Below are 12,757 nucleotides of genomic sequence, written 5' to 3' on the forward strand. Positions count from 1 at the left end.
TGAATGTTGAATCAGAACTGCGATGATTTGGGAATCCCACGACTCTTACAAATCTCATCCCGCTCTAGAACATATGTAAAGCGCCGTCGGCAGGAGGGAGTGCTGTAGCATCGAACAACTTACAATAGGCGGATCTGCGTCGCGCCAATTCGTCGTCGTATGATGAAGACCGGGCAGATGAGCGTGGCGGGCCAGCGAGGCCCTATCTGCGCAAAAAAGACTCGCCGCTGTACCTGCCGCTTGGCAATACATCGCCTTGATGCGTGGCATTCCCTTTGCGCACTCGGCCGCCGCCTCACACAGCCAAACTGCCCTGCTCCGCCTCCTCGGCGTTGGGGTCGCCCGGTGCCGTTGCCCAGGCCAATTCGACGAGCGTCACGACCCGCCGGCCGAGACCGTCAAGCTGGCATACGATCAGGCCCTGTTCCTCGATATAGGTCAGCAGGCGCCGGGCGCGGCGCAGCGAGTGCGAGCCGTAGGCGCGGGCGATCGCCGCGTCGCTCGGGCAGGGCCAGCCCTCCTTCGCCGCGCGGGCGATCATCATGAACACACCCTGCATATCCTCGGGCAGCAGCGAGGCGCGCGCCGAGACATCCTGCCAGGCGTCATCCCCAGCCATGTCGGAGCCGAGGCCGGCGCGGGCGCGGGTCAGCATGCGGCGGAAGGCGGGCAGGTCCGGCACGACTGAGGCGAGGCCCTCGATCCGGCAGCGGACCACGAACTCCTGATAGAGCACGCCGATGACACGGAAGCCGGCGTCGGGCTGCGCCAGCACGGCGCGCAGGACCCGGTCCACCCGCTCCCGCCGCTCCGCCAAATCCTCGGCGCTGATCGGCGGCTCCACCGGTTCGGGGCGGATTTCCAGTGCCGCCGATTTCGCCGCCATCAGCTGGTCGAGCAGGTCCGGCGACGACCGGCGCTGCGGCCGGACAGTTTCCGGCGGCGGCGCTGCCAGGATGATGGCGCGGGCATCCTCCAGTGCTGCTTCCGGCAGCGGCATCAGCCGCGGCGTGCCATTGCGCGGGCTGGTATCGGTCGGGCCGATGCGCAGGCCCAGCGGACGGCGCGATAGCGCCGGGCCCAGCGCCATGAATTGCCCGCGCTCCAGGTCGCGGAAAGCCTCGGCCTGCCGCCGCTCCATGCCCAGCAAGTCGGCCGCCCGGGCCATATCAATGTCCAAAAAAGTTCGGCCCATGAGGAAATTGGAGGCCTCGGCGGCGACATTCTTGGCGAGCTTGGCCAGCCGCTGGGTGGCGATGATCCCGGCAAGCCCGCGTTTGCGGCCACGGCACATCAGGTTGGTCATGGCGCCGAGCGAGAGTTTGCGCGCCTCGTCCGAAACCTCGCCGGCGACGGCCGGCGCGAACAGCTGCGCCTCGTCCACCACCACCAGCATCGGATACCAGTGGTCGCGGGCGACCTCGAACAGTCCGCCGAGGAAGGCAGCGGCGCGACGCATCTGGTTCTCGGCGTCGAGCCCTTCGAGATTGAGCACCGTGGAAACGCGATGGATGCGCGCCCGCTCGCCGGCGCTCTGCAGGCCGCGCTCGGTATGCTCCTCGGCATCGATTACCAGATGGCCGAAGCGCTCGCCCAGCGACACGAAGTCGCCTTCGGGGTCGATGATGGCCTGCTGCACCCAGGGGGCACTCTGCTCCAGCAGCCGGCGCAGCAGATGCGATTTGCCGGAGCCCGAATTGCCCTGCACCAAAAGGCGGGTCGCCAGCAGTTCCTCAAGATCCAGTGCCGCCGGGGCGCCTGCGGTCGTGTGGCCCATCTCGATCGCAACGGTCATGTCTCGACTCTCCTTGGGGAGAGGGCTTATCAACCGCATCACAGCCCGTCGAGCGCCCATGGCCGACCGCTCGCTGTTGCGCACAGCTGTACGCTGCACGCGACGTCAGTTCGCCGAGGTAAGCATCACGCGATCATGCGCGAGAGGCTGCCGCCTGATCAGGATGATTGCCGAGAAAGCCAGTATGCCGAGCATGCCGACCGCAGCGGTCAACCAGAGCGATGGTTGGACGCCGATGCCTGCCATCGCCATGGCAAGGGCAAAGGGCGCAAGCGCTGAAGAAAACTGACGCGCGGCCGTCACCCAGCCGAGCCGGGCGCCGTAGCGCTCCCGCCCGAACAGTTCCAGGGGCAGCGTGCCGCCGACGATGCTGGCGAGGCCCGAGCCCAATCCAAACAGGATTACGAAGGCGATGGCGCCGGGCAGCGATGGTGTCATCGCCAGCAGGACGACAAGGCCGAGCGGCAGTAATGTCGCGCCGATCACCGCGAGCCAGGTCTGTGCCAGCCGGCCGCCGAACAGCATGTTGATCAACCGGCTCGCCACCTGGGAGGGCCCGAAAAGCGTGGTTACGACGAGCCCGGCGGAGCCAAGCCCGAGCGCCGTCGTCAGCGGCACCATGTGAACGAGAATCGAGGACAGCACGAAACCCTCGATCGCGAAGCCGCCAAGCATGAGCAGAAACACTCTGCTGCGGTCGCGTGGCGTGAAGGCACGGCCTGCCGGCGCGACGGCCGCAGGTGTCGGCGAGGCGCTTTCGTCTGTCCGACGCGACAGCCGTGCCAGCCAGGCATGGATGGGCAGGCAGATGGCGACATTGATGCCGGCAAAGACCAAATAGACCTCGCGCCAGGTCAGGTGTTCGTGCAGCGCAGCCGTCAACGGCCAGAACAGGGTGGAGGCGAAGCCGGCGATCAGCGTCAGATGGGTGATGCTGCGCTGCGCCCTGGCTCCGCCGATCTGGACGATCGCGACGAAAGCGGCGCTGTAAAGCACGAAGGCGGACGCCAGCTCCATCGCCACCAGAGCCAGCACAAAGCTCACCCGGCCGGGTGCTAGCGCGCAAGCGACAAGCGCTGCTGCGGCAGCAAGCGAACCAAAGGTCATCACCCGGCCGGCGCCGAAACGATCGGCCCAGCGCCCGGCTGTCGGTGCAAACAGGCCACCCACCAGCAGCGACGCCGACAGGGCGCCGAAAACCCATTGTTCCGGCCAGGCGAATTCGAGCGCGATCGACGGCACCAGGATACTAAAGCTGTAATAGAGCGTGCCATAGCCGATGATCTGCGTCAGCCCCAACGCCCAGAGCGCGGCAGCCGGGATCTTCCGGTCGCTCATCGAGCGGCGATCTCGAGATCGCCGCTGCGCACTGCTGCGATCGCTTGCGTGCTGCCGCAGCCGCAGCCTGACTTGCCGCTCGCCTTCGCCTTGGCGTCGTCGACACAACAGGCATCGACAGCAGCCGGCGCCGGCCCGCCGCAGCAACCCTGGGACGACGCGCCTGAAAGTGACGCCGGCACAGTGCAGACGCCGGTCTCGGGCAACACCAGCTGCACGGCATCGGCCGCAGCCATGTCGCCGGCGAGCGCCGCGGCGACCGAGCGGACCTGCTCATAGCCGGTCAGCAGTAGGAACGTCGGCGCCCGGCCGTAGCTTTTGACGCCGACCGTGTAGAAATCGGGCTCGGGGTGGCTGAGCTCGCGATGACCATGCGGCGGGACATCGCCGCAGGAATGTTCATTGGGGTCGATGAGCGGCCCCAGCGCCTTGACGCCTTCGAGCCACGGATCAAGGTCCAGCCGAAGCTCGCGGGTCAAGGTGAGATCAGGGCGCTGACCGGTCGCGGCGATAATCCTGTCGACGGGGCCGAGCGTGCGCAATCCGTCTTTTGTCTGGCCTTCGACAACCAGGCGGCCGTCGACCTCGCGAATGGCAACCGTGGCAAAGCCCGTCACCAGCCGCACGCGGCCGCTCTCGGCGAGATGCCGGACATCCGAACCGAGTTCGCCCCGCGCCGGCAAGGCGTCGGCATCGCCGCCGCCGTAGATGCGGACAAGGTCGGTGCCGCGCGTCACCCATAGTGCCGAGGTGCCCGGTTCGGTTTGCGCAAGCTCCGCCAATTCGAGCAAGGCATTGGCAGCGGAATGGCCGGCGCCCACGACCAATGTCGTGCGGCCTGCATAGAGATGACGGTCCCGTCCGAGGACATCCGGTATGCCGTAGGCAATGCGGTTTCCAAATTCCTTCTCACCTTCGGCCGGCAAGCCGCCCGCACCGAGCGGGTTCGGCGTTTGCCAGGTGCCGGACGCATCGATGACGGCACGAGCGCTGTCCCGGCGCGTGCCCTCGGCGGTTTCGACCAGAAGCACGAACGGCCGCGTCTCCCGCGCCTTGCTCAAGACCTTGTCGGCTCCCCACCGGGAAATCGCGACAATGCGGGCATTAGTCTCGATCGACGGCGCCAGTTCGGAAAGCTTTGCCAGCGGCGCGAGATACTGGTCGACGATCTCGCCAGCCGTGGGGAACGCCTCCGGCTCCGGCATCTGCCAGCCGTGGCTCTCGAGAAGTTTTCGGGCGACCGCATCGACACAATAGCGCCACGGCGTGAAAACCCGCACATGACCCCAATCCAGAAGGTTCGACCCGACCGCGGAACCAGCCTCGTAAACCTTGACCGAAAGGCCGCGGCTGACAAGTTGAGCGGCAGCCGCCAGGCCGACCGGTCCGCCGCCGATGATGGCGACCGGGAGATTGCTGTTGGGAACCATGATGCACCTTCTATGCTTCTAGGATTATAGAAATATAGGCCAAAAAGAGTTACGCAGCAGCCTCGCCGACAGCCGGGCCGCATACGGCATCGGCACAACATTCATCGGCAAGAAAGCCGAGGAGATCGTTCATGACAGGGTAATTGGCACGGCAGATCAGCGTCGTTGCCTGGCGTTCCTGGGTGACCAGGCCGGTCAGGATAAGCCGGTGGAGATGATGCGACAGGGTCGACGCAGCGATGCCGAGGGCTTCCTGCAGATAACCGACCGGTCGTCCGGTTTCGCCTGCCCTCACCAGCGTGCGATAAAGCTTCAGCCGCGTCGGATTGCCGAGCGCCTCGAGCTGTTTTGCTGCTTGTTCGAGTTTCATGGAAATACGCTAGCTCCCGCTGCCGGGTGTCGTCAAGTTCTATTTCCAAGATTATCGAAGAACTGGATTATACCTTCAGACGCGCCGCCCCGATGCATCGATCACCACTTCGCCGTCTTCCTTGGTGAACGGCCCGATAGAATTGGGCAGGATGTCGAGAACGGCTTCGGACGGCCGAGCAAGCATGGTGCCGAGCGGCGTCACCACGATCGGCCGGTTGATCAGGATCGGATGCGCCAGCATGAAATCGACAATCTCGTCGTCGGTCCATTTGGGATCGCCGAGGTTGAGCTCGGCGTACGGCGTACCCTTCTCGCGCAGCAACTCGCGCGGCGTCATTCCCGTCGCCTTGATCAGCTCGACCAGCCGTTCGCGCGACGGCGGGCTCTTCAGATACTCGATCACATTAGGCTCTTCGACGGACTGCCGGATGATGGCGAGCGTGTTGCGCGAGGTGCCGCAGTCGGGGTTGTGGTAGATGGTGATGGTCATTTCGCGGCTCTCATCTGTCTGATTGGTTTGGGCTCGCTGAGCAGCCATCCTGCCAAGGCCATGGCAAGCAGCGCGCCCAGCAGCTCGGCGACGATGAACGCCGGCAGGTCAACAGGACGGATGCCCGCGAACGTGTTTGAAACCGCTCGCGCAATGGCGACCGCCGGATTGGCGAACGACGTCGATGCGGTGAACCAATAGGCCGCGGTGATGTAGAGGCCGACCAGCCAGGGAATCGCATCCGAACGGAAGCGAAGTCCCGCCAGAATGGTGAAGACCAGGCCGAAGGCGGCCACCAACTCCGCGAGCCATTGTCCGTTTCCGGTCCGCACGGTTTGCGAGAGCTGTAGAATCGGCAGTTCGAACATAGCGTGCGCCATTAGCGTCCCGGCAACGCCGCCGACAAGCTGGGCGATGACATAGGCCAGTGCGGCGTTCGCTTCGATTTGCCGCCTGAGGGCGAAAACCAGCGTCACCGCCGGATTGAAATGCGCCCCGGAAATCGGTCCGAGTATGGTGATCAACACCACCAAAATCGCTCCAGTCGGCAAGGTGTTGCCGAGCAGGGAAACAGCGAGGTCGCCCGTCAGCCTGTCGGCCATGATCCCGGACCCGACAACCGTCGCGACAAGCATTGCCGTGCCGAGCGCTTCCGCGACAATGCGACGGGACAGGTCAACCGCCATATTAGCCGGCCTTCGGTAGATCGCGGCCGATTTCATCCAGCCGTTTCTGCAGGGCGAGCCTGTCGATCATGTTCATCGGCAGGCTGACGAAGATCGAGATCCGATTGTTGAGCATGCGATAGGCTTCGGCAAAGGCCAGATGTTTTTCGGCGTCGGTGCCTTCCACGGCGGCCGGGTCGGGCACGCCCCAGTGCGCCGTCATCGGCTGTCCCGGCCACACCGGGCAGGATTCATTTGCCGCATTGTCGCAGACGGTAAAAACGAAATTCATCTCGGCCGCGCCGGGAGCCGCGAATTCCTGCCAGTCCTTCGAACGGGCGAAGGACGTGTCGTGATTCAGGGTTTTCAACAGCTGGAGCGCGTAGGGATGGACCTCTCCCTTCGGGTGCGATCCGGCCGAATAGGCCCTGAACTTGCCGGCGCCGACACGGTTCAAGATCGCTTCGGCGAGGATCGACCTCGCCGAATTGCCGGTGCAGAGAAAAAGCACGTTGTATGGCTCGCTCATGGCGTAGTCCCTTCTAACAGTTGCAGGTCACCGCCTGAATGACCGGCTGGCAGAGCTCCGGCGCGCCGCTGCAGCAATCCTCCATGAGATAGGCAAGGAGATTCCGAAAGCCGGTCATATCGGCGACGTAGCGGATTGTCCGGCCGTCGCGCTCGGCACGGACCAGGCCGGCATGGTCGAGGACCTTCAGATGCGCCGACATGGTGTTCTGCACCGTACCGAGGCGCAAGGCGATCTCGCCGGCCGGCACACCGTCTGCGCCCGCCCGGACCAGCAGGCGAAACACTTCGAGCCTGGTGTCCTGGCCAAGCGCTGCCAGTGCGAGAAGAGCTGTCGTCTTGTCCATGTATCCACAAATCCGGAATTATGGATTCCTACGGCCACCGCATCACAATTTGATGACGACAAGGAGAGAGCGATCCAGCCGCTTCATCTCGTGTCGGAATCCCAACTCCCGTCAGTTGGAGCAGCAACGACGTCTATCAGCTTCCGGCGATATCCTCGAAGCTTAGATCGAAGCGCATGAGATATTTGCGCAGCCGGTCGGCATCGTTGCCACTGGTCTTTTGCAGCCGCGAAACCGCGAATAACTTGCGCCCGGCCGCGCTGAGGGAATTGCTGCCACGACAGACTTCAAGCACTGTGGCAAGTTGCGCCCGGTCGAACATGTCGATCCGATTTCGGCGATCGGGATCGAGAATTTCCGACAGGATTCGCTCCCCATCGCCGAACTGGGCTGCGCCGGCACGCCACAGCACCGTCAGCCGATCGATCTCGTCACGCACGGTCTCTTCGTTGATGCGTCCAAGCGGCGCCAGCGTGGCCATGCGCGTGACGGACGCGGAGAGATCGCGGAAATTGGCTCGCCACGTCGCCTCCGGCGCTACCGCGAATCTGAGGTAGAGGTCCCGCGCTTCCTTGTTGAAGGTGGCGTTCTGCCCCTCGCGCTCGCTGAATCGGCGCAGCTCGAATTCGAGATTGGGTTCGATGTCTTCCTTGCGGTCTCGCAAAGCGGGGAGTTGGAACGTCCACAGATTGAGGCGGGCGAAAAGATCCTCGCGGAACTTGCCCTCCTTCACGCCGATCGAAAGGTCGCGATTGGTGCCGGCGAGAAGCTGGAAATCCGACGTCACATCCTGATCGGCGCCGACCGGCAGGAAGCGCTTTTCCTCGATGGCTCTGAGGCACATGGCCTGCTCGTCCGGCCCGAGCTCGCCGATCTCGTCAAGGAACAGAACGCCCTTGTTGGCCGATTTCATCAGCCCGGCCCGCTCGTTCTGGGCGCCGGTGAAGGCGCCTTTGACGTGGCCGAACAGGGTCGACATCGCCTGGTCGCCACGCAGTGTCGCGCAATTGACCTCGATGAAGGCGCCGGAGACCTGTCGCTGCGCCTTCTTGAGTTCGAAGATGCGCCTGGCCAGCTGCGACTTGCCGGCCCCGGTCGGCCCGGTCAGCAGAACCGGCGCACGCGACCTTATCGCCACCTTCTCGATCTGGTCGATCATCTGGTTGAAGGCCGGATTGCGGGTCGGGATGCCGGATTTCAGAAAAGACGTCGCCTCGTCGCGTTCCGCGGCGAAACGCGTGGCGATCGCGTCATAGCGCGACAGGTCCAGGTCGATAATCGAATGGCCACCCGAGAACTCGCCGCCGCCCTCGCGTTTGCGCGGCGAGAGCTGAAGCAGCCGCGCTGGGATGAAGCGCGCCTCGGTGAGCAGGAACCAGCATATCTGGGCGACATGCGTGCCGGTGGTGATGTTGACGAGATAGTCTTCCTTCTCGGGGTCGAACACATAGGCGCGGGCGAAATCGCGCAGCTCGGTATAGACCTCGCTGAAATCCCAAGGGTCGTTCATGCCGATGATATGCTGCCTGACTTCGGTCGCCGGCGAGACCGTCTCGATGTCGGCAATGATCTGCGTGGCCAGCCGCTGCGACTGCACGTCGTGGATAAGCTCCAGCCGATCGATGAACAGCCCCGGTTGCTGGCAAAGCGCAACCGTCGGCCGCCATTTCTTCCAGCGGTCGTCCTTGCCACTGGAGTCAAGCGTCGTTCCGAGAATACCAATGGCAACACGTCTTCGCATCTTTATCTAACCGTATAAATGACGATACATCGGTATCATTGATCCGCAGAGCTCGTAAACAGGCCCGCCAGGACTTGTTCTCGTTCTGAAAATTTATCTGCAAAGTAAAACAATGACTTGTTGTCGCGCAAGCGTCGAAAAACAGGTTCCCCTTTAAACTGGCACGCACCTTGTACTGCTACCGGTGTGAAATGAAGGATAAGATCAATGGCGAACAAATCCGTGTTTGCGACGATTGCAGGAAAGCTGCTCCCGCCAGCTGACACCAGGAACCATGAGGGTGCCCAGGCTTATCGCCTGTCGCCTGAACAGGCTCTGGCTCAGCTGGCGGCGACGGGAACGTTCAACGCGACTTTCTATGCCGAGTCGCGCGAGCAGTTGGACGAGGTCCTGAAACTGGCCTGGCAGGTCGAGCCGGGATTCCTGGCGCGCACCGCCGTTCACGCCTTCGAGCAGGGCTACATGAAGGACATGCCGGCATTCCTGTTGGCTGTCCTCTCCTGTATGCAGGGCAACGAGTTCGACAGTGTCTTCGGGCGCATCGTCAAGAACGGCAAGATGCTGCGCACCTTCGTGCAGGTCATGCGTTCCGGCGCGACCGGGCGCAAGTCGCTCGGCACACGGCCGAAGCGCCTGGTCCAGGCCTGGCTCGAGCAGGCGGCCGATTTCGAGATCATGCGGGCTGCGGTCGGCAACGATCCGTCGCTGGCCGATGTCGTCAAGATGGTTCACCCGAAGCCGAAGTCGGCTTCGCGTGAAGCTCTTTATGGCTACCTTTTGGACAAGCCGCATGACGTGGAGGCCCTGCCGGACGTGGTGAAGAGCTTCGAAGCGTTCAAGCGCTATCCGTCGCTGCCTGTGCCGGAAGTGCCGTTCCAAATGCTGACCTCTATGCCGCTGACATCAGAGCATTGGGTGCAGATCGCCGAGACGGCCGGATGGCAGATGCTGCGGCAGAACCTGAACACGTTTGCCCGCAACGGCGTGTTCGAAGTGGAAGGGTTCGCCGAGAAGCTGGCGGCGCGTCTGCGTGATCCGGAGGAGATCCGGCGCGCGCGGGTGTTCCCGTATCAGCTGATGGTGGCGTTCACCACGGCCGATGCGAAAGTGCCTGACGTGGTCAGGGATGCGTTGCAGGATGCGATGGAAATCGCGCTCGGCAACGTTCCCAGCATCAAGGGCAATGTGGCCGTGTGCCCGGACGTGTCCGGATCGATGGCTTCGCCGGCGACCGGTTATCGCAAGGGCTCGACTTCGGCCGTCCGTTGCATCGACGTGGCTGCCCTGGTGGCCGCCGCGCTGCTGCGCCGGAACCCGACGGCCAGGGTCCTGCCGTTCGAGAACGATGTGGTGGATATCCGCCTCAACGCGCGCGACACCGTGATGACCAATGCCGCCAAGCTTGCCGCCATCGGCGGAGGCGGAACCAACTGTTCGGCGCCGCTGGCATGGCTGGTTCGGGAGAAGGCGAAGGTCGATCTGGTGGTGTTCGTGTCGGACAACCAGTCCTGGGTGGATGCGTCCGCGCATGCGCATCAGGGCACGGCGACGATGCAGGAATGGAGCAAGCTGAAGGCCTTGAACCCGGCGGCGAAGCTGGTCTGCATCGACATCCAGCCTTACGCGACGACACAGGCCCAAGGGCAGGCAAAGCCAAAGGCCGACATCCTGAATGTCGGCGGTTTCTCCGACCGCGTCTTTGATGTGATCGGGACCATGCTGTCCTCGAAAGGCGACCCGGACCATTGGGTGCGCACGATCGAGGCGGTCGAACTCTGACGACGATCCCGGCGGCGCCTCCGCCGGGATCGGCCGGGAGAAACAAGGACATGACGAATGCCGGCGAAACTACAGGCTACACACCTCCAGGTCGCGGGTTCGAATCCCGTCGGGTCCATCACTATGGGCCTGTAGCTCAGCGGTCAGAGCAGGACGTTTCGTCAAACCTTGTCGTCATGCCCGACGACTTTTGCGCGGCGTCGGCCGCATTTGGAGAAGGAGAACAGACAAAGGCATGACGGATGCCGGTGGAACTACAGCTTTGGGTGCTCCTTACGCAGGTTCGATTCCTGCCGTGCTCGATCGAGCATGTGGCCGAGTGGTTAGGCGGGAACGTTTCACCAATACCTTGCCGTCATGACTCGAAATAGCCGCGGCGAATGCCGGATGGAACTACAGCATCAGGAACGGGATGCTCCGTGAGGTTCGACTCCTCACCTCGCAGGCGCTCTCTGGCACGAGCGGGACTCCCGGGTTTCATCTTCTCTTGTCGCCGTGGCGACGGACGTGAAATGGCGAATGCAGGGCAGGACTACAGGGGTAGAGCGTCCGCAGCGAAAGTTGCGGAAGGTCGGGTGTTCAAGTCATCCCTTCCATTCGATGAGGATGGAAAGTAGCTCAGTTATTGTCTTGCCGATCCTTGTCGCCAGACTGAGTGAAAAGGACGAATGCCTGCGAGACTACAGGTAGACGCGGCCCGCTTTTGCGGGTGCCGAAAGGCGTGAGGGTTCGTGTCCCTCCTTCGCATCTAGCGAAGTGGCGGAATGAAAGCGTCTCGTGTTCTCTTGTCGTCCGCCTACGAGAACGTGACTGCTGGACGAACACCGTCGAATTGAAAGTAAAAGACATGACCGAGATTTTGAGTGGACAGGATTTGATCGACGCCGGAATGCCGCAGGGCAAGTGGTTCGCCAAGGCGCTCGCCGCTGCAAACGCCGTCCTGGAGAGCGGCGGCTCGCAGGGCGATGCGCTGGAGGCCGCGCGTGCTTTCGCGCCGCCGCCGGCTTTGCCGCTGCATGCGGCTGCCTCCATGCCGCTACATCTGAACATCGAGGCTGAAACGCCTGACGAAGCCGCCAATGTCGAAGCCGTCACGCGCAGCATGACCGAGTTGATGCGCACGCCGGTGATCCGTGCCGGCGCCATCATGCCGGACGCCTGCCCAACCGGTCCGTCGGGCACCATTCCGGTCGGCGGTGTCGCCGTGTCCGAGGCGATCCACCCAGGCATGCATTCGGCCGATATCTGTTGCTCGATGGCGATCTCGGTATTCCCTGGCGTGGCGCCTGCCGCGCTGATCGATGCTGTCCATGCGGTCACCCATTTCGGGCCGGGCGGACGTCCGCGCGGCCAGCAGATCCGGCCGGCCAAGGAGGTCTTCGAGCGCTTCGAGGCCAACCCCTTGCTTCGCGATGTGACCAGTGCGGCGATCGAGCATTTCGGCACCCAGGGCGACGGCAACCATTTCGCCTATGTCGGCACGCTGAAGTCGAGTGGCGAGACGGCGCTGGTCACCCACCATGGCTCGCGCTCTCCGGGCGCCCGGCTCTACAGCAAAGGGATGAAGATCGCCGAGGGGGTTCGCAAGATCTTGTCGCCGGAGACCTTGCCGCAGAATGCCTGGATACCAGCCGACACCAGGGAAGGCGATGAGTATTGGGACGCCCTGCAGACGATCCGCGAATGGACCAAGGGCAACCACATGCTCATCCACGATATGACGGCCGAGCGTCTGTCAGCGAAGGTGTCCGACCGATTCTGGAACGAGCACAACTTCGTCTTCCGTCGCTCGGACGGGCTGTTCTACCACGGCAAGGGCGCCACCCCGGCCTTCGACAACTGGGCCGAGGATGCGACCGATCTGACGCTGATTCCGCTCAACATGGCGGAACCGGTGCTGATCGTGCGCGGCAAGAACGCTGCCCATGGACTTGGCTTCTCGCCACACGGCGCCGGGCGCAATTTCTCGCGCAGTCAGCACCGGCGCATGCAGGCGGGCCGCAGCGACGCCGATATCTTCGCCGAAGAGACGAAGGGCATCGATGCTCGTTTCTTCTCCGGCGTGACGGATATTTCGGAGCTGCCCAGCGCCTACAAGAACGCAGCTTCGATGCGCCGCCAGATCGAGCATTTCGGCCTGGCCGAGATCGTCGACGAGGTCCTGCCCTATGGCTGCATCATGGCCGGCGACTGGGAAGCCAACGCGCCTTGGCGCAAGAAAAGGGACGCGCGCTCGCAAGAGAAGCGCCAGCCATAGTCGAAAATCGTCGCC

11 protein-coding genes are annotated in these 12,757 nt (G+C 63.4%); 2 read left to right on the forward strand and 9 right to left on the reverse strand.

What is annotated here, in order from left to right; genetic code table 11:
- Positions 1 to 295 precede the first annotated feature (295 nt).
- From ACWUKX_RS12640 to rtcR, 9 genes are all read right to left on the reverse strand, one after another.
- Entirely contained in the window at positions 296 to 1,795 is a 1,500-nt protein-coding gene (locus ACWUKX_RS12640) for a helicase HerA domain-containing protein (protein WP_456007041.1), read from the reverse strand.
- A gap of 105 nt (positions 1,796 to 1,900) precedes the next feature.
- The gene (arsK, locus tag ACWUKX_RS12645) at positions 1,901 to 3,133 is read right to left on the reverse strand and encodes an MFS transporter (protein ID WP_456007043.1); all 1,233 of its coding nucleotides are present in this window, start codon (positions 3,131 to 3,133) and stop codon (positions 1,901 to 1,903) included.
- Positions 3,130 to 4,563 (reverse strand): NAD(P)-binding domain-containing protein, encoded by a 1,434-nt coding sequence (locus ACWUKX_RS12650; RefSeq protein WP_456007045.1) that lies wholly within the window; start codon positions 4,561 to 4,563, stop codon positions 3,130 to 3,132. The genes arsK and ACWUKX_RS12650 overlap by 4 nt, the downstream gene beginning before the upstream one ends.
- 49 nt (positions 4,564 to 4,612) lie before the next feature.
- Positions 4,613 to 4,933, reverse strand: a complete 321-nt coding sequence (locus ACWUKX_RS12655) for an ArsR/SmtB family transcription factor (RefSeq protein ID WP_095520145.1) — start codon at positions 4,931 to 4,933, stop codon at positions 4,613 to 4,615.
- A 75-nt stretch (positions 4,934 to 5,008) separates the two neighbouring features.
- Complete coding sequence (gene arsC / locus ACWUKX_RS12660) at positions 5,009 to 5,425, reverse strand: arsenate reductase (glutaredoxin) (RefSeq protein ID WP_456007047.1); 417 nt, start codon at positions 5,423 to 5,425, stop codon at positions 5,009 to 5,011.
- Complete coding sequence (locus ACWUKX_RS12665) at positions 5,422 to 6,111, reverse strand: aquaporin (RefSeq protein WP_456007049.1); 690 nt, start codon at positions 6,109 to 6,111, stop codon at positions 5,422 to 5,424. Before ACWUKX_RS12665 ends, arsC begins: the two co-directional genes overlap by 4 nt.
- Before the next feature lies 1 nt (position 6,112).
- Positions 6,113 to 6,619, reverse strand: a complete 507-nt coding sequence (locus ACWUKX_RS12670; RefSeq protein WP_456007051.1) for an arsenate reductase ArsC — start codon at positions 6,617 to 6,619, stop codon at positions 6,113 to 6,115.
- Between the two features lie 13 nt (positions 6,620 to 6,632).
- A complete protein-coding gene (locus tag ACWUKX_RS12675; protein WP_455840813.1) occupies positions 6,633 to 6,965 on the reverse strand; it encodes an ArsR/SmtB family transcription factor in 333 nt (110 codons plus the stop codon).
- Between the two features lie 136 nt (positions 6,966 to 7,101).
- Positions 7,102 to 8,706 carry an RNA repair transcriptional activator RtcR gene (rtcR, locus tag ACWUKX_RS12680; RefSeq protein ID WP_456007053.1) on the reverse strand — a complete coding sequence of 535 codons (1,605 nt, stop codon included), beginning with the start codon at positions 8,704 to 8,706 and terminating at the stop codon, positions 7,102 to 7,104.
- Between the two features lie 207 nt (positions 8,707 to 8,913).
- On the opposite strand from rtcR, the gene ACWUKX_RS12685 reads away from it, so the two are divergent.
- Together ACWUKX_RS12685 and ACWUKX_RS12690 are read left to right on the forward strand one after the other, a co-directional pair.
- Entirely contained in the window at positions 8,914 to 10,485 is a 1,572-nt protein-coding gene (locus tag ACWUKX_RS12685; protein ID WP_456007055.1) for a vWA domain-containing protein, read from the forward strand.
- Between the two features lie 847 nt (positions 10,486 to 11,332).
- On the forward strand, positions 11,333 to 12,742 hold the full coding sequence (locus tag ACWUKX_RS12690) for an RtcB family protein (protein WP_456007057.1): 1,410 nt from the start codon (positions 11,333 to 11,335) through the stop codon (positions 12,740 to 12,742).
- Positions 12,743 to 12,757: the final 15 nt, after the last annotated feature.

This window comes from Mesorhizobium sp. f-mel (assembly GCF_053850215.1).